Annotated in this window: 19 protein-coding genes and 1 other RNA gene; 18 read left to right on the plus strand and 2 right to left on the minus strand. The window is 27.4% G+C overall.

The genetic code is table 4. The annotated features are described in order from the left end of the window. The first annotated feature begins 9 nt into the window (after nucleotides 1-9). From cmk to SMONO_RS01325, 5 genes are read left to right on the plus strand one after another with little or no spacing between them, the layout of a single operon-like run. A complete protein-coding gene (gene cmk / locus SMONO_RS01305; RefSeq protein WP_158637883.1) occupies nucleotides 10-672 on the plus strand; it encodes a (d)CMP kinase in 663 nt (220 codons plus the stop codon). 27 nt (nucleotides 673-699) lie between these two features. After that, on the plus strand, nucleotides 700-2013 hold the full coding sequence (gene der, locus SMONO_RS01310) for a ribosome biogenesis GTPase Der (protein WP_101780550.1): 1314 nt from the start codon (nucleotides 700-702) through the stop codon (nucleotides 2011-2013). A gap of 4 nt (nucleotides 2014-2017) precedes the next feature. Next, entirely contained in the window at nucleotides 2018-3022 is a 1005-nt protein-coding gene (locus SMONO_RS01315) for an NAD(P)H-dependent glycerol-3-phosphate dehydrogenase (protein ID WP_101780551.1), read from the plus strand. 20 nt (nucleotides 3023-3042) lie between these two features. After that, entirely contained in the window at nucleotides 3043-3318 is a 276-nt protein-coding gene (locus tag SMONO_RS01320) for an HU family DNA-binding protein (RefSeq protein WP_101780553.1), read from the plus strand. 56 nt (nucleotides 3319-3374) lie between these two features. Then, nucleotides 3375-3926 (plus strand): DnaD family protein, encoded by a 552-nt coding sequence (locus tag SMONO_RS01325; RefSeq protein WP_101780554.1) that lies wholly within the window; start codon nucleotides 3375-3377, stop codon nucleotides 3924-3926. On the opposite strand, the gene SMONO_RS01330 is transcribed toward SMONO_RS01325, so the two are convergent. After that, complete coding sequence (locus SMONO_RS01330; protein ID WP_101780555.1) at nucleotides 3901-4386, minus strand: Holliday junction resolvase RecU; 486 nt, start codon at nucleotides 4384-4386, stop codon at nucleotides 3901-3903. The two genes, SMONO_RS01325 and SMONO_RS01330, sit on opposite strands and share 26 nt — an antisense overlap. 84 nt (nucleotides 4387-4470) lie before the next feature. Here SMONO_RS01330 and SMONO_RS01335 point away from each other — a divergent pair, with 84 nt between their 5' ends. The 8 genes from SMONO_RS01335 (at nucleotide 4471) to SMONO_RS01370 (ending at nucleotide 12403) form a co-directional block, all read left to right on the plus strand. Continuing rightward, entirely contained in the window at nucleotides 4471-4800 is a 330-nt protein-coding gene (locus SMONO_RS01335) for a DivIVA domain-containing protein (RefSeq protein WP_158637884.1), read from the plus strand. 26 nt (nucleotides 4801-4826) lie between these two features. Then, nucleotides 4827-5178, plus strand: an RNA gene (gene rnpB / locus SMONO_RS01340) — RNase P RNA component class B. Nucleotides 5179-5212: 34 nt separating this feature from the next. After that, nucleotides 5213-5665, plus strand: coding sequence for a CinA family protein (locus SMONO_RS01345; RefSeq protein ID WP_101780557.1), 453 nt, complete (start codon nucleotides 5213-5215; stop codon nucleotides 5663-5665). A gap of 47 nt (nucleotides 5666-5712) precedes the next feature. After that, on the plus strand, nucleotides 5713-6753 hold the full coding sequence (gene recA / locus SMONO_RS01350) for a recombinase RecA (protein ID WP_281254166.1): 1041 nt from the start codon (nucleotides 5713-5715) through the stop codon (nucleotides 6751-6753). A gap of 122 nt (nucleotides 6754-6875) precedes the next feature. Beyond that, complete coding sequence (rny, locus tag SMONO_RS01355) at nucleotides 6876-8408, plus strand: ribonuclease Y (RefSeq protein ID WP_101780558.1); 1533 nt, start codon at nucleotides 6876-6878, stop codon at nucleotides 8406-8408. Between the two features lie 56 nt (nucleotides 8409-8464). After that, the gene (gene ffh / locus SMONO_RS01360) at nucleotides 8465-9808 is read left to right on the plus strand and encodes a signal recognition particle protein (RefSeq protein WP_101780559.1); all 1344 of its coding nucleotides are present in this window, start codon (nucleotides 8465-8467) and stop codon (nucleotides 9806-9808) included. 146 nt (nucleotides 9809-9954) lie between these two features. Beyond that, nucleotides 9955-10686 (plus strand): ABC transporter ATP-binding protein, encoded by a 732-nt coding sequence (locus SMONO_RS01365; protein WP_101780560.1) that lies wholly within the window; start codon nucleotides 9955-9957, stop codon nucleotides 10684-10686. Continuing rightward, nucleotides 10679-12403, plus strand: a complete 1725-nt coding sequence (locus tag SMONO_RS01370) for a hypothetical protein (RefSeq protein WP_158637885.1) — start codon at nucleotides 10679-10681, stop codon at nucleotides 12401-12403. The genes SMONO_RS01365 and SMONO_RS01370 overlap by 8 nt, the downstream gene beginning before the upstream one ends. 26 nt (nucleotides 12404-12429) lie before the next feature. Here the strand turns inward: SMONO_RS01370 and SMONO_RS01375 are convergent, their stop codons facing one another. Then, nucleotides 12430-13332 (minus strand): hypothetical protein, encoded by a 903-nt coding sequence (locus tag SMONO_RS01375; RefSeq protein ID WP_101780562.1) that lies wholly within the window; start codon nucleotides 13330-13332, stop codon nucleotides 12430-12432. 93 nt (nucleotides 13333-13425) lie between these two features. Between SMONO_RS01375 and SMONO_RS01380 the strand changes: the two genes are divergently transcribed. From SMONO_RS01380 to SMONO_RS01400, 5 genes are all read left to right on the plus strand, one after another. After that, on the plus strand, nucleotides 13426-13890 hold the full coding sequence (locus SMONO_RS01380) for a 23S rRNA (pseudouridine(1915)-N(3))-methyltransferase RlmH (protein ID WP_101780563.1): 465 nt from the start codon (nucleotides 13426-13428) through the stop codon (nucleotides 13888-13890). A gap of 80 nt (nucleotides 13891-13970) precedes the next feature. Continuing rightward, entirely contained in the window at nucleotides 13971-14930 is a 960-nt protein-coding gene (gene ylqF / locus SMONO_RS01385; protein ID WP_101780564.1) for a ribosome biogenesis GTPase YlqF, read from the plus strand. Further along, nucleotides 14924-15556, plus strand: coding sequence for a ribonuclease HII (locus SMONO_RS01390; RefSeq protein WP_101780565.1), 633 nt, complete (start codon nucleotides 14924-14926; stop codon nucleotides 15554-15556). The genes ylqF and SMONO_RS01390 overlap by 7 nt, the downstream gene beginning before the upstream one ends. Then, nucleotides 15546-17225, plus strand: coding sequence for a phospho-sugar mutase (locus tag SMONO_RS01395; protein WP_101780566.1), 1680 nt, complete (start codon nucleotides 15546-15548; stop codon nucleotides 17223-17225). Before SMONO_RS01390 ends, SMONO_RS01395 begins: the two co-directional genes overlap by 11 nt. Nucleotides 17226-17338: 113 nt before the next feature. After that, nucleotides 17339-18670 (plus strand): CoA-disulfide reductase, encoded by a 1332-nt coding sequence (locus tag SMONO_RS01400; RefSeq protein WP_101780567.1) that lies wholly within the window; start codon nucleotides 17339-17341, stop codon nucleotides 18668-18670. The last annotated feature ends 11 nt before the right edge of the window (nucleotides 18671-18681 follow it).

Here is an 18681-nt window from a genome sequence, read left to right on the forward strand (position 1 = left end):
GTAATGGACATGAAAAATATTAATATAGCAGTAGATGGCACTGCTGGATCTGGTAAAAGTTCTGTAATGATTAAAGTTGCTGAAAAATTGAAAATGAATTTTATTGATACAGGTGTGATTTATCGTGCTTTTACAAAATTATGTATAGAAAACAATGTTGACTTTTTAATCGACCAAAAGATAGAAGAACAAATACAAAATTTTGATTATAAATATATAAATGAAAGTTCAATAATTGTTAACGGTGTTGATTTTGGAAAAAACATTTTTGATTATGATGTAGCTGAAAATATAAAATATGTTGCAAAGAACAATAAAGTTAGAGCATTTATGGTTGAATCGCAAAGAAAAATGGCACAAAGCAAAAATAATATTGTCATTGGAAGAGATATTACAACCGTTGTTCTTCCAGAAGCTGAATTAAAAATATATTTTGATTGTTCTGTTGAATCTAGAGCGAAAAGAAGGTTTGAGCAAAACAAAAGAAAAAATGTTGAACCTAATATTTATGAAGATATTTTAAGACAAATTCAACAAAGAGATGATTATGATAAAAAAAGAGAAGTTGGAGCTCTTAAGATTGCTCCAGATGCTTGATATTTAGATACAAGCAACTTTGATATAAATCAAGTAATAGAGCTTGTGTTAAAAAAAATAGAAGAAATTAATTAATTTAACAATTAAAAGAGGTGTAGAATCATGGCAAGAAAAGGTATAGTGGCAGTTGTTGGAAGACCTAACGTTGGTAAATCTACACTTTTTAACAGAATTATTAGAGAAAAAAAGGCTATTGTAGAAGATAAACCCGGAGTAACTAGAGATAGAATGTATGGTAGAGCAGAATGACTTACCATGCCTTTTATTGTTGTAGATACTGGTGGAATAACTTTGCAAGATAGTCCTTTTTCAAAAGAAATAAGGATGCAAGCTGAAATAGCTATAAAAGAAGCTGATGTTATAGTTTTTGTAATAAATTATAAAGATGGTATTACCCAAGAAGATGAAGCTGTTGCTAAAATATTATACAAAACACACAAACCAGTAATTTTAGCTGTAAATAAATATGATAAAAAAGAACAATTTGATGAATCATTTACCTTTATGACTTTAGGTTTTGGTGAGCCATTTATGATTTCTTCAACACACGGAATTGGTGTTGGTGATTTATTAGATAAAATAATGGAAAGTATGCCGAAATTTGAAGATAATTTAGACGATAGCGAATTAAAATTGGCGATTGTAGGAAGACCTAATGTTGGGAAATCCAGTTTAGTTAATTCTATGGTTGGTGAAGAAAGAATGATAGTTTCAGACATTGCCGGAACAACTGTTGATTCAGTTGATAGCAAAGTTAAGTATAACGGTAATGAATATACAATTATTGATACTGCTGGTATGAGAAAAAAAGGTAAAATTTACGAAAACCTTGAAAAGTATAGTTACTTAAGATCTATTACAAGTATAAACAAAGCAGATATTGTTCTTTTGGTTCTTGATTCAAGTGAAAAAGTTGCTGACCATGATACAAATATTGGTGGGGTTGCATTTGAGGAAAATAAACCTATAATAATTATTGGTAATAAGTGGGATTTGGTTGCAAATAAAGAAACAAATACCATGAAAAGAAAAGAAGAAGAAATAAAAGCCTACTTTAAGTATTTAAACTACACAAAAGTTCTATTCTTATCGGCAAAAGAAAATAAAAGGGTAAATAAAATATATGAAGTTGTAGATTTAGTTCAAAAAAATATCAAAAAGAGAATTAGAACTAGTTTATTGAATGAGATTTTTAATAAAGCTCAATTAATAAATCCAGCACCAAACCACAATGGTGGGAGATTAAAAATATTCTATGCATCACAAGTTGAAGCATATCTTCCAACTTTTGTTTTATTTGTAAACAACCCAGAATTTGTACACTTCTCATACAAGAGATTTCTAGAAAATCAAATCAGATCTCAATTTGATTTTAGTGGAGTGCCAATAACAATTATCTTCAGGGAAAGGAAATAAAAAAATGGCAAAAGAAAAAATAGCAATTATAGGTACAGGAGCATATGGGACAGTTTTGGCTAATGTTTTAGCTGATAATGGACATGATGTATTGATGTATGGAATTGAAGAGTCAGAAGTTGAAGACATCAATAACAATCACTTAAACTCAAAATTCTTCCAAGACCTATTGATAAATACAAACATTAAAGCAACAACTGATTTTGCAGTTGCGATGGAAAAAGCAAACATAGTTATACTAAGTGTTCCGACATTTGCATTAAATAGTGCAATTGAAAATGTTATAAAATACGGTAAACGTGAAATGCACATTATAAATGTCGCTAAAGGTTTAGACGAAGAAAATCTTGATGTATTAAGTAAAAAAATTAAAAAACAATTTGAAGGAACTGGTGTTATGAAGTCTTATGGGGCGATATACGGACCTTCTGTTGCCATTGAAGTTATTATGAGAAAACCAACTTGTGTTATGAGTTGTAATGAAGATTATGCAACAGCAGAATACATTGCGAAAGTATTTTCAAATGAGTATTTTGTTGTTAAAGTATCAACTGATGTGGTGGGTTGTGAAATAGCAGCCGCTTTAAAAAACTCAGTTGCTATTGCAGCTGGAATTTTACATGGATTTTCATCTGCAGATAATGCAAAGGCTTCATTAATTACAATTGGAAATGCTGAAATTTACAATATTGCTAAACATTTTGGGGCTAAAATTGAAACTTTTATGAACTTTGCAACTCTTGGAGATCTAATTTTAACTGCATCATCACTAAAATCTAGAAACTTTTCATTAGGTGTTCAAATTGCACAAAAAGATGACGCTAAAAAGGTGTTAACATCACACAAAAATACAGTTGAAGGTGTTTTATCTTGTAAATTAGCATACGAAATGTGCAAAAAATATAAAATAAATGCACCAATGTTTGAAATACTATATAAAATACTATACAATAATCATAAGCCTAGTGGGTTGATAAATGACTTTTTCCAACACGCTAAGGTAGTATAGATATAAGGGGTGGAGAAACCATGACAAAAAAAGAATTATCAGAAAAATTATCAGCTGAATTTGGTAGCACTAAAGCAGAAGCTGAAAGAATGGTAAACTACGTATTTGACGAAATCTCAAATGCATTAGTTAAAAAAGAAGAAGTGGCAATCGCTGGATTCGGTAAATTCGTTACTGCTGACAGAGCTGCTCGTGAAGGTGTTAACCCAGCAACTGGAGCAAAAATTAAAATTGCTGCAACAACTGTAGCTAAATTTAAAGTAGCTAAACAATTAAAAGAAGCAGTTGCTAAATAATTTACTATACATTAAAAAAACTTGCTAATAGCAAGTTTTAATTTTGTTAAATACATATGTTTGAATTATTTAAATCTGGATTAATAAGCAAAAAGGCTCTTTTAATATTAAACTACTCTAAAATTAACATTAATGAAAACCAGTTAGCTATATTATTGATAATTATGGAATTATCAAATGAAGATCAAAAGAACTTTACACCATCAGAAATTGCACAGCACATGATGATTTCAAAAGAGGAAATCGAACACGAAATATCAGAATTATTAAAGAATAGAATTATTAAACTTGAACAAAAAGGTAAAAAAACTATTCTTGATCTAACTCCCTTATTTAATAGACTACTTGTGGATTTAGAAGAGGAACATTCTAAATTAAAAACAGATAATACATATAATTTTATTGAAAAAATACTTAATTATAAGTTGAATAAGCAAGAAATCGATAAAATTGAAGACTATATTGAATTAGGAATATCTAAACCAAAAATAATGTCAGTAATAAATGATAATAAAATCAATAACATAGATGAATTATTTAAGAAGTTAGAAGAACAATCTAAAAAAACATCAGTAAAAATAACTATGTATAACTGATTAAATGATTAAATAAATCATTAAAATTAAAACTAATACCATTAGAACTTATTTCAAAGCAATTATCCTTGAAATAATCAATTGGTATTTTTTTTGTTTTTAAATTAACAATATCTTTAATATGTAAAAAATACATTTTTTCTTGATTATGGAAGTAAATTATTAAAAAGGCAGCTCCATTATTTAAATCTACTAATTTCAACTTTTCTAATTGATGTTTTTTTATATTATTTAAATTAAAAAAGTCTTTCTCTGTTTCTTTCGCTTCAAATTCAATATAAATACCTTTTCAAAGACCTATATAATCACAAAATGGATTTTTATTTAGCCTTGCAGTTACTACATTGTCATCGATTGAAATTATATTATTGCTTAATGGCATTTTATATATAAATCCGTATTGATTTTCCAATAAACTAATACTATTGTTAATAATTGTTTCTAAATACATCCCTTTATTCTTAATAATCACTAAATCACCTCGATATATTAATCGTTATATATTTACAAAAATTTCTAAAATAAGATACAATAAAACTAAATGGGGGCTAAAAAAATGGCAGATTACATTAAATTATCAAAACAAGATATTTTAGACAAAGACTTTGAAGTTGAATACAAAGGATATAAAGTAGAAGAAGTTGATTCATTTTTAGATATGGTTGCAGAAGATTATAAAACTTTTACAGATAGAGAATCTAAAAAAGATGAAAAAATTAAATTGTTAGAAGATGAAGTAAAAAGAGTTACAAATGATTTAAATCAAACAATTGCAAGTTTAAAACTTACCGAAACTCAAATTGAAGATCTTGCAAGAAAAGGGCTTAACAACTCAGATATTATTAAACGTATCTCTAATTTAGAAAAAGACACATATAATAAATAATTTGGTATAAAATAATGATTGAGATTAATCTGAATCAACTGCTATATTTGAAAGATAATATAGAGGAAACTCCACGCTTGCACATTCTGAGATGAATGTAGTGATTGTGCTAGAGGAAAAAATAACTCTAGGTACCAATTTAATTGGTAACGACTTAAGCATAATCTAAGGGTACTTGTACCTATGATGAGCTTTTTAAAGTGCCACAGAGACGAATAGCTAGAAATAGTGAAATGGAACGCGGTAAACTCCACAAGCAAGAAACTCAAATTTTGGTAGAGGAGCTTAAGGGTGAGGAACTGAACAAGCCTTTGGGATCGCTTCGGCGATAGATAGATAGTTGATACACGCAAGTGTTACAAAACGTGGGTTACGACGATTTAATCTCACTTTATTTTTTAAGGATTTGTATATGAAAGAATTATTTGAACATTTAAAATTGAATAATTTAACAATATCTAGCTGTGAATCTTTTACTGGTGGATATTTCTCAAATGAAATTACAAATATAACTTCAGCAAGTAATCATTTTAAAGGTGGATTTGTTTGTTATTCAGATGAATTCAAATCTGAAATTTTAGGAATTGATATAGAAATAATTAAAAAATACAGTGCTGTTTCGAAAGAAACACTTAGTTTAATGTTGGAAAAAACTCAAGAAAAATTAAAAACAGACATAGTCTTTGGTTTTACTGGATTTGCACCTCCTTTGGACGGAAGTGAAAAATCAGGATTAAGTTACGTTGGATTTATAATTAAAGAAGATAAGTATATTTTTGAATTTAAAGTAAATGATAATATTTCGAGAGAAGAATATAAAAAAAGAAGTTGTGAATTTGTTATAGATAAGTTTTTAAATCTATAATTTTTTCTGAATCGATTGACGATAAATCAATTGAGGAGGAAATAACAATGATAGAAAAAAAATTAGAAAAAAATACAAATGAGGTGCTTTTAAATATGAGTAATAATAATATTTATGATGATCCAGCTTTTAAAGGTGTCTTAAAGGATATTGAAAAAACTTTTGGTAAAGGATCAATAATGCAGTTGGGAGATTCAATTAATTCTTCAATTGATGTTATTCCAAGTGGTAGTTTTTTATTAGATAGAGCTATTGGTGTTGGTGGATATCCTAAGGGTAGAATAATAGAAATTTATGGCCCAGAATCAAGTGGTAAAACTACTCTTTCTTTACATGCTATTTGTGAAGCACAGAAAAATAATGGTAGAGCTGCCTTTATTGATGCAGAACACGCTTTAGATCCAAGGTATGCACAAAATATTGGTGTAGATATAAAAAACCTGGTTGTAGCACAACCAGATTCAGGAGAGCAAGCTCTTGATATTTTAGAAATGTTAGTAAAGTCAAACACAATTGACATTGTTGTTGTTGATTCTGTTGCTGCACTTGTACCTAAAGCTGAACTTGATGGGGAAATGTCTGATCAACAAATTGGTTTACAAGCAAGATTAATGTCAAAGGCTTTGAGAAAATTAAATGGAATTGTTTCAAAAACGAATACAACAGTTATCTTTATCAATCAATTAAGAGAAAAGGTGGGGGTTATATTTGGTAACCCAGAAACAACTCCTGGAGGGAGAGCTCTAAGATTCTACTCTTCTTTAAGGTTAGAAGTTAGAAAGGGTGAAACAATTTCTGCTAATGGTGAAGCTACTGCTAATAAGGTTAAAATAAAAATTGTTAAAAATAAGGTGGCACCACCATTTAAAGCTTGTCAAATAACAATTGCTTATAACAAGGGTATTGAAAAGGATTTGGAAGTTGTAGAAATGGCCACAATTTATAATGTTCTAACTAAAGCTGGTGTTTGATATTCTTATGGAGAAGAAAAAATTGGACAAGGAAAAGAATCTGTAAGAGAATGATTTGTAAATAACCCTGATAAATATGAAGAAATTCAAGAAAAACTTAAAACTTGTATAGAATAAAAAATCGAGACACTATCTCGATTTTTTATATTTTCAAAGTGTACTAATAAAAAAGTGTAAAAATAATGTAAAATAATAAAGTTGCAAAAGCAACACCACACTTTTCTAGGATTGGAGAAACAATGCTAGTTACAAAATCAGAAGAAACAATATATATTGCGATATTGGCTGTATTGGTATTGATAGTTTTATTATCGATTGCAGCTATAATTTATTTAATTAAATCTCGTCAACGCAAATATATTCTACAAAAAGCAAATGACGAGGCAAAAGAAATAAAAATGAATATATTGGCTCAGGCCAAACAAGAAGCTGCATCAATTAAATTAAATGCAGAAAATGATGCTAAATATATTTCAGAAGAAGTATCTTTAGAACAAAAAAATTTAAAAATTAAAAAAGAAAAATTCTATAAGGAATTAGATTTATTGGGTGAAAAAGAAGAAGTTTTAATTAATGAAAAACTTCGTCTTAAAGAATTGAAAATAGAACTTGAATTAGAACGCAAAAATATTCAATCAATATTAGAGTCAAAAGCAAACTTAACTGAAAAAGAAATAAAAGAAGAGTTATTTAATATTGTTGAAACTAAATATTTAAATGAACTTTCAAATAGAGTTAAAGAATTTGAAAATAATTTAAATAAAAAAGCACAAGAAAGAGCTTCAAAAATACTTATTGATGCAATGCAAAGTTGTCATATTGATATTACTAATGAAAAAAACACAACTTTCTTTGAATTAGAAAATGATTCATGAAAAGGAAGGATTATTGGTAAAGAAGGAAGAAATATAAAAACCTTTCAATCATATGGTGGTGTCGATATAGTTATTGATGAAACTCCAAATAGAATTGCTATTTCATCTTTTAATCCAATTAGAAGAGAAATAGCTTATTTAACTTTGCAAGAACTAATGAAGTCAGCAAGAATTCATCCAGCAACAATTGAAGAACAATTGATATTGCAAGAAGAAAAATTAGAAAAACATTGCTATGAAATTGGTTTGGAAACTTTATCTAACTTAAACATTGACGATTTACCACAAGAAATAGTAACTCTAATTGGTAAATTAAAATATAGACATAGTTATGGTCAAAATGCTCTTCAACACTCTGCAGAAGTTGGAATCATTTCTGGGAAAATTGCTCAAGAAATGGGACTTGATCAAAAAACAGCACTTAAAGCAGGATTGTTACATGACATAGGAAAAGCTGTGGATTTCGAAAAAGAAGGAAGTCATGTAACTTTGGGTGTTAAAATTCTTAAAAAGTATGGAATTGATAATATTATTATAAACGCCGTAGAAGCTCATCATAATGAAGTTGAAAAAGAAACTTATTATGCTGAAATTGTAGCAATAGCTGATGCTATGAGTGCTGCAAGACCTGGAGCAAGGAATAATGATATTGAGGATTATTTCGCAAGAATGCAAGAAATTGAAGATGTTTGTTTAAAACAAGAAGGAGTTTTAAAGGCCTATGTTTTAAAATCTGGAAGAGAAATAAGGGTAATGGTAAATCCTGGAATAATAGATGATTATTCAATGGCTAAACTCTCTTATGCTTTAAAAGAAAAAATAGAACAAGTTAACAAAACTCCTGGAGATGTTTATATTACGATTATTCGTGAAAAACGTGAAACTATAAGAATATAAAAACACCAAGCAAAATGTGTTTTTTGTTATAATTATTTGTGATTGGAGTGAAACATATGGGATTTGGAGATTTTTTAACAGGTAGAATGAAAAAATCTATCGAAAAAAACCTTAAAAAAAGCACACTAAATAGTGAAAATGTAAAAGAAGTATTGAGAGAAATTAGACTGGCTCTTTTAGAAGCTGACGTTAACGTTGATGTTGTGAAGAAATTTATAGCAAATGTTGAAAGAAAAGCAGAAGGAGCATTTATTGAACAAGGTGTTAGAGCAGATCAACAAATGATTAAGATTGTTCATGAAGAATTAATTGAAATACTTGGAAAAACTAATAAACCATTGGAAATTGAAAAAAAACCTTCTATTATTATGATGGTTGGTTTACAAGGTGCTGGTAAAACAACAACAGTAGGTAAACTTTCTCACTTAATAAGTAAGAAGAATAAGAAAAAAACTTTAATGGTTGGACTTGATATATATAGACCGGGAGCTATTGATCAATTGGTTGAATTGGGTCAAAAAAATAATTTAGATGTTTTTGAACAAGGAAAACAAGATCCGGTAAAAACAGCAAAACAAGCAGTTGATTATGCTCAAAAAAATGGATATGAGGTAATTATTCTCGATACAGCTGGTCGTTTACAAATTGACAAAGAATTAATGAAAGAGCTAAATGATATTAGAAAAGTAACATCACCTCAAGAAATTATTCTTACAGTTGATGGTATGACTGGTCAAGATATTATAAACGTTTCACAAGAATTTAATAGTTTACTAAAACTAACTGGAGTAATTGTTACAAAACTTGATGGTGATGCTCGCGGGGGAGCAACACTTTCAATTACAGATATCACCAAACTACCAATTAAATTTATTGGGGAAGGTGAAGGAATTGGTGCACTTGCAGAATTCCACCCAAAAAGAATGGCTGACAGAATCCTTGGAATGGGAGATGTTGAGACATTATTTGAAAAAGCAGCAGATGTTATTGACGAGCGAACAATGGAAAAAACCATGAAAAGAATGTTTGCTGGTCAATTTGATTTGGAAGATTTAAGAAATCAAATGGAACAAGTTGCTAAAATGGGAAATTTAGGAGGAATCATGAAAATGATGCCCGGATTAAATGGAAAAATAAGCGAATCTCAAATAGATCAAGCCCAACAAAAACTTTGAGTTGCAAATATTTTAATGAGTTCTATGACTTTAAAAGAGAGAAGAGAACCAAGGTTATTAAAAGCAATTACTAGAAAACAAAGAATTCTAAAAGGTTCTGGAAGAAGCGAAAAAGAATACAACGAGTTATTAAACCAATTTGATAAAGGTAAAAAACAAGTTCTTGAAATGTCAAAAGCATTAAAATCAGGAAGAATGCCTAATATGGGCGGTATGAGATTTTAAAAATTTAAAAAATGTCTTAATTAAATTGAGACATTTTTTTATGATAAAATAAAATTAAAGATATAAAATATAGATATACAAATTTAAACAATATTTGCTAATCTATAGATTTGAATGAATTCAAAATAAAATAAAGGTTATAAAAAATGATAAAAATAAATAAGATGGTTAAATTATTTAAAGAATTTAACCTTTCTGATATAAATTTAATAATTGAAAAAGGAGATTTAATAGCCTTAGTTGGTGATAACGGAGCAGGTAAAACAACTCTAATTAAATCAATTTTTGGTATGGTTGAATTAAATTCTGGAAAAATAACTTTCAATGATGAAAATATATTTGATAATAATAATTTAAGTAGAATTGCATTTTTCCCTGATTCAAATAATATTCCTTTAAATATAACTGTAGAAAATTATATGAAATATATTTCTATTGTTGCAGGTGTTAACCAAAAAGAATTTAATTCCAGAGTGGATAAAATTATTGAAATGTTAGAAATACAAGCATATAAAAATAAAACAATAAAAAAATTATCAGCAGGAATGAAAAAAAGAGCAATAATGGCAGGGGTTTTAATAACAAAACCTGAATTTATAATTTTTGATGAACCAACTGCAAATTTGGATGTAGAAGGTAAAAATGAATTCCTATCAATAATTAAAAAACTTCACGAAAGTAATGTTGGTATGATGATTACAAGTCATATAATTGAAGAATTGCAAGACTTGTGTAATAAATTAATAATATTAAAGGAAGGTAGCATTATTTATAACAATAAATTTGATAATAAAAAAGAGAGTATAAAAAATATTTATTTTAAATATATTGATAAAAAGGAAAATAAATATGAAGGAGTTAAAGACATTTATGAATAAAAGTAATCTAAATAGATTAATAAAGTTAAACATTATATCTATTTTAAAAAGCAAGAGTTTGATTGTTAATGTGTCTATTATTTTTCTAAATCTACTTATTTTTACAATTATTTATTCACTAAATTCAGCTGATTATATATACAAAAAAACTGCTATTGTTAATATTGAAACTATGATTACAATATGTTTATTTGGAGTTTTTTCAATAATAATGGTAGGTCATTTATTATCTTCTGGAGAGGCAAAAAACTTTCAACAATTAGAACAAAGATATGGAATAAAAGCTAAGTTTTCTTATTTTTTTAGAATCATAACAATTAGTTGTTTATTAACTGCATTGACTTTTATTTACTTTTTAATTCAAACATTAGCAATTTCATTTCAAGATAATCATAGTGAAGCTTTAAGTATAATTTGTTTACCTAAAATTAATTTGATTTTATATAATCTATTAATTCTTGCGATAACTGTACTTATGGGGGTACTTTTAAAAGCTAGTTTGGGAAATGTGCTAGCAACTCTTTTTTTAGCATCTGTGGCAGTAGGTCCTTTCTTTAGTTTTTTGGGAAATGAATACTCATCTAAAGATAAAGGTATTGAAGAAATAATAACTGAAAATAATTTTAAAATTTATATAGGTAGTGAATTTCATGACACTCTTTTAAAAGATGGAATAAATATTTATGATAATAAATTAAATTTATTTAATAATCTAACAACTGATGGTAATGCCTATTATAAAGGAAAGCAAAATTTCAAATCAATTATCATTAACCCGAATCAAAGTGATGATTACATTAATAGTTTATTTCTATCTTATTATATGGGACAAACATTAAACAAAATATCGGATGATCAATCAGAAAAGCAAGTTTTTGAATTTGATGATGAATACTATGAAATGATAATTTTGTTAAAAAAATCAATTGAAGAAGTTGGTACTTCAGGAGCATACAATATAGAACAAGTTCCATTTTATGTAGAACCTAGTAAATATAAAGGAAAACTAAATTTGGATAAAACTTTAAAATCATTGTATAAAACTGAATTTGGAATAAAATATAAAAATTTATTAGATTTTATTTACAAAAATTATTATAGTATTTTTAATCAAATCGGTTATAACTCCAGAAATAATCCATTGTTTGGAAGATATAATTATGTAGATACTCCATTTTCAAATAAATATAGTAATTATTTTGAATTTTATGAAAAATATCCTGAATTTTTAGCTATATCTCAAGTTATTAATATTGGATTTATGAATTCTTTTAACACAACTATTTTTTATGAACAAATCTCAAGAAATGGTAAGTATAGCTTCTTGGAATTAAGAGATTACAATGACTATTACAAAGATATAAAGTTAAAACAGTTTTTAAACTTTTTTAACTTTGTTGCATATCAAAACACCGCTTTTGCAGAAGATAAGTATGCAAAATTCATACAGTACTCAGAACCTTCTTTAAATTACATTGATCAAATTTATCAAATAAATTTTAATTCTTTAAATGATGTTTATAAACCATTAGAAGGTCAAACTCCTGGATCTAGCTCATTCAACCCAATGAATACAAATTTTTCAATTTTTGATAAAGGTGCTTTAAAAATAAGAACTACAGGAATTATTTTATATTCATATATTGTTGAAATTTCTTTAGTAATAGCATTTACTTATGTTGGTTTTATATTTTTTAGAAAAAATCAAAAAATTTAAAAATAAAACTAGTTTTATAACTAGTTTTATTTTTTTGCTTCAATTTTCTTGATGTCTTTTTCTTGTTGAGAAATGGCTTGTAATCTTCTGTTTGCTTCTTCAATTGTTTTTTGAGTAACTTCCATTTCAATTCTGCGTTTTTCTGCTTCTTTGATTTTTTTTCAAACTCCAGCTTTCATTGCATCTGACATTAAAAGCACAGTTACAATAGCAACATTAAATAAATCGTTAATTGATTTTTCTACATGTTTCTTTTCTTTTGCAGATAAATTTTCTGATTTATATTTTTCTAAAGTTTCAACCTCTTTGAAGTAGTTTGTAGCAAATTCAGTTCCAAATTTTTGAAAAACTAATGCATTTCCTTCGTGTACAAATAAAGCAACATTTTTGAATAAGTTTAATTTTAATTCAACTTCTTCAGCTCCTGCGGCTCTAAATTGACCAATAACATTATTTAATCTGTCATCGTGATATTGATCCACTAATTCTTCAACAACAATTCTTGTAGATTGACCAACCAATTTTAAAATAGGTTTTTTAGTTGCAGTTTCTGAATCTACAAATTTATAGTTCATAGCATTTATGTATTTTTTAATACGTAAAGGTAAAATATACATATCGTATGCAATATACTCTGAGTATCTTCATTTTCTTGCAACTATTTGTGAAATTATATTGTAAACCATTTCTAAAATAGTTAAGTTTAATGTTCTTTCATTTAATTTAAATTCTAATTTGTTCAATCTTAATAACTGGTAGTACTCAAAACCATAGTATTCAAGAGCTATCATATTAAAGTAAGTTTGAACAGTTGAGTTGTTCATAATTGCAGAATATGAAAATTGAATATCTGGAACTAAGGCATCAATTATGTTTTCAAATTGAGGTCTAAAGTCCAATATAGATTGAAATTGTTTTTTTTCAGCCATAATATCTCCTCCAAAATCATATAGATATTTTATCATATATTTTTTTGAATAAATATGATAAGTGTATAATATTAGTGGTTTTTAGGAGAAATTATGAAAATAAAATTGATATGTTTTAACAAAGTTAATAAGGAATATAAAGAAGTCTATAGTTCTTATATTAATAAACTAAAAAATCATTGTGATTTAGAAATAATTGAAATAAATGAGTTTGATCATGGTGATATTAAATCAAATATGACAAAAAATGAACAAAATATAGATCTAAAACTAAACGATTTAAAAGATTATGAAGTCTTTTTGTTAGATATAAACTCAAAACAATATACTTCAGAAATGATAGCAAATACACTAGTTGAAAATAAAAATTATAAGGGTGGAAAAGCTTGTTTTATAATTGGACCAAGTGATGGTTTTAGTCAAGATTTTAGAAAATTACATCCAAATAAAATAAGTTTTGGTTTAATTACACTACCTTATAACTTAGTTAGAATAGTGCTGTTAGAACAAATTTACAGAGGTTTCAAAATTTCAAAGAACCAAAAGTACCATAAATAAAGAACCATAACAATTTACAAAAAAATAGACTTTTTTAAAATTAAACTATAAAATGATACTATCGCTAAGGAGGTAATCCTATGTTTGACGACAAATCAACTTTTAATTGATTTCCAGGTCACATGAACAAAAGTATTAAAGAAATTGAAGAAAAGGTTTCAATAGTAGATTTGGTTATTGAGATAGTAGATGCAAGAGCACCTTTCTCTACTCAAAACCCTTTACTTAGAAAGATACTTAACAAAAGACCGAGATTAATTATCATGACTAAGTTTGACTTATCTGATAAGGAAATCACTAACCAATGAACTGAATATTTTAAATCAGCAGGACACAGAACTTTCATTGTAAAAGATAAGCAAACAGACATATACAACGATGTTTTAAAATTAATCAATGAAATGACAAGAGAAAGTCAGTTAAAACAAAAAAGCAGAGGTATAGAAAATCCACAATTAAACGTTTTGGTTGTTGGAATACCAAATGTAGGTAAATCAACAGTTATTTCTAAGTTGTCAAAAGGTAAAACTTTAAAAATTGGAAATAAACCCGGCGTTACTAGAGGGATGCAAAGAATTGTTATGACAAATAACATAACACTTATCGACACTCCTGGAATACTTCCTGCAAGATTTGAAAATGAAACAGTTGCATGTAATTGTGCTGCAACAAACTCAATAAGATTAGATGTTATTCCAAAAGAAAGGATGGCAACTAAATTAATGAGATACATTTACAATTCATACCCATCATTAATTGAAAATACATATAAAATTAACAAGAATGTTTTGAGACCAATAAACTATGATGATACATTTACAATTTTTGAAGAAATAGCCAAAAGAAATAAATTTACTATTCTAGATGAAATTGCAGATGTTGAAAGAGCTATTGAATTATTTGTTCATGATGTTATAAACAATAATTTGGGAAGAATTTCGTTTGAAAAACCAATTGAAATTAAAGAAATCTCAAAACAAGCAATTGAAGAAGATGATCTAGATTCAACAGTAGTAAGTGACTTGACAGTAGAATGATAGAGAATCAAAGATATTTATTTGATCAAAAGATCAGAATAGAAAATGATGTTATTTTAATTTCAGGAAGTGATGAGGTAGGAAGAGGTGCTATGGCAGGGCCAATAGTGGTTGCTTCAGCTATCTTAAAACCAGAATACAATAATCCTAAAATTAAAGACTCTAAGTTATTAAATGAAAAACAAAGAGAAGAATTATATGAGGAAATAAAAGCAAACTGTGTAGCTTACAGTATTTGCGAATATGATTCAAAGTTTGTAGATGATAATAATCCAAAAAAAACTAGTCAAATTGGAATGATTGAATCTATTAAAAAACTAAAAATAAAGCCAGATATTTGTTTAATTGATGGTGAAAATATTGAATTAGAAGATTATAAGTGTTTACAAGTTATTAAGGGAGATAATTTAAGCATTACTATAGGAGCTGCAAGCATACTTGCAAAAGTTTATAGAGATAGAATCATGAATAATTATCATCTTGAATATCCACAATATAACTTTATAAATCATAAAGGCTATTGTACTAAAGATCACCAAGAAAGAGTAAAACAGTTTGGTGTATTAGATATTCATAGACTTTCTTATAAACCTATTAAATTTCTAAAGGAGAAACAAAATGAACTTTAACAGAAACAATGAAGTGTATCAAGAATGAATTAATTCAAATCATTTGGATGAAACATTAAAAGAAGAATTATTAAATGCAAGTGATGAAGAATTAAATGCAGCCTTCAATATTCAATTAGAATTTGGGACAGCTGGAATAAGGGGGATACTTGGTGCTGGTCCAGGAAGGTTTAACTTATATACAATTAAAAAAGTGACAATGAGTTATGCAAAACTTTTAATATCAAAATATGGGGATGAATTAAATAGAGGAGTTGTTATTGGGCATGATAACAGAAAATACTCAAAAGAATTCTCACAACTAGCAGCTGAAATTTTAACAAGCTTTGGAATTAAGGCTTATCTATTTGAAGATAACATAATGAAACCAACTCCAGTAGTTTCTTATGCTACAAAAGACTTAAATGCAATTGGTGGAATTGTTATTACAGCAAGTCATAATCCAGCTATTTATAATGGTTACAAAATTTATGATGAGTTCGGATGTCAATTAATTGATGAAGATACAAAAGTTATTGCAGAATATATGGAAGAAATTCAAGATATTTTAAGTTGAAATTATAAAACCGATGAATCAATTCTTGAAGTTGTTCCTCAAAAAGTTTTAGATAACTATAAAGAAATGATTTCAAATTTACAATTTTACAAAAACAAATCAAGAGATGGTTTTAAAATGATTTACTCTGCTGTTAATGGAACAGGAACAGAATTTACACCACCTTTATTAAGAAGTTTTGGTTATGATGTTATTGAAGTTGAAGAACATGCTTTTGAAGATTCTACTTTCAAAAATGTAGGCAATCCAAATCCAGAATTTGAGCCAGCATGAAAAATACCATTTGAATATGGAGAAAAAAATCCTGATGCATCAATTATGATAATTCAAGATCCAGATGCAGACAGAATTGGTTGTGCAATTAATCACAATGGTGAATGAATTAGAATTGATGGAAATCAAACTGGTCCTTTATTAATTGAATGAAAATTAAGTCAAATGAAAGAACATAATTTAACACCAGAAAATCCTGCAATGTATTCAAGTTTTGTTACAAGTGACCTGGGAGACAGAATTGCAAACGAAACTTATGGAGTTAAAGTTATTAAAACTTTAACTGGTTTCAAATGAATGGGTTCTGAGATATTAAAAGAACCTGAAAGAAACTTAAACTTTGTATTTGCTTATGAAGAAAGTTACGGTTATGTACTTGATTCTTCAACAAGAGATAAAGATGGAATACAAGCAACGACAATGTTAGTTGAAGCTGCTTGATATTACAAACAACAAGGTAAAACTCTAATTGATGTTTTAAATGATTTGTATGAAAAGTATGGTCATTATTATACATATACAGAAAATTTAAACTTTAAACCTGAAGAAATTAAGTCTAAAGTTGAGCCAATAATGAAAAAACTTAGAGAAGAAGAGTTTACTACTTTAGGTGGATTAGAATTAAGTTATGCAGAAGATTATATTGATGGTTTATTCAATATGCCGGGACAAAATTTAATGAAATTCTACTTTAATGATGGAAGTTGATTTGCAGTTAGACCTTCTGGTACTGAACCTAAAATTAAAATCTACTTTATATGTGTTGATAAAGATGAAAAATCTGCAAAAATTAAATGTGATGCAGTATTTGAAGATTTAAAAGATTTCTTGGAAATTTAATATTTAAAATAATGCTTATGCATTATTTTTTTATTTAAATAATAAAAAAGACTTTTACTACAATATAATTATATTGGTATTATATTTTTTGCAAAAAAAAATGAGGAGATAAAATGAAAACTTTAATCATTGGAGGTAGTGCGACAGGAATGGGAGTTGCTGCCAAACTAAAAAGAAATGATCCAAGTATCGAAATCGCAGTCATACAAGACAAGGATTATGTATCTCTTGGGGCCTGTGGTCTTCCATACTTTGTGGCAAATAATTTTGAAAACAAGAATAACTTAATTGCAAGAACAAAAGAAGAATTTGAAAAAAACGATATTAAAATTATTTCAAACTCAAAAGTAGATTCTATTGATTTTGAAAATAAAAAAGCATTCCATAACGGAAAAGCTGAATCATATGACAAATTGGTCATAGCAGTAGGTGCAAAGCCTATAGTACCAAATATTAAAGGTGTTGATGGAGAAAATGTATTTACTCTCACTACACTTGAAGATGGAGTAATGTTAAAAGAAAAAATGAACAATGATAAAGACATTAAAAAAGTTGCTATCATTGGAGCTGGTTTCATTGGTTTAGAAATGACCGAAACTTTAAAAGATTTGAATAAAGAAGTTTATTTAATGGAAATGGAATCAAAAGTTATGAAAAAGGCTTTTGATGAGGAAATTTCAAATTTAATTGAAGAAAAATTAAAAGAGAAAAATATTAAATACTTTTTTGGTGAACAAGTTATTGAAATAAAACTATTAAACAATAAAGTTGGTTCTATTTTATTAAAAAGTGGAAATGAAATTGAAGTTGATGCTGTTTTATTATCTGTAGGCTTTCAACCAAATACATCTTTCTTAAAAGGAAGTGGTTTGGAAATGAATGAAAGAGGAGCAATAATTGTTGATCAAAAAGGTGAAACAAATATTGAAGGAGTTTACTCTGCAGGTGATTGCGCAATTTCAAAAAATTATATAAACAATGAAGATATTTACTCGCCTCTAGCAACAGTTGCAAGTAAATTTTCTAAAGTTATTGCAGATAATATTGCTGGTAAAGAAAATATTTATGTAGGTTCAATTCAAAGTGCAATACTTAGAATGTTTGATCTTGAGATAGCCAGAACTGGATTAACAGAACAAATGGCAATTTCAAATAACATAAAAGTTAAGTCGGTTTTCATAAAAGATAAAGATCACACTAACTACACACCAAATCAAAAAGACTTATATCTTAAATTAATAATGAATGATGATACAAAAGAAATCATCGGAGCACAAATGGCTGGAAGCAACAATTCTATATTAAGAATTTATGCTTTGGCTGCACTAATTTGACAAAAAGCTAAAGTAGATTACGCATTAGAACAAATTGATTTACCTTATGCACCACCTTTTTCGAGAAGTGTGGATATAATACATATAGCTTTATCAAAATTAAATAAATAATAAAGGAGAAA

It is taken from the genome of Spiroplasma monobiae MQ-1 (genome assembly GCF_002865545.1).
GTDB classification, from domain to species: Bacteria; Bacillota_I; Bacilli_A; order Mycoplasmatales; family Mycoplasmataceae; genus Spiroplasma_A; species Spiroplasma_A monobiae.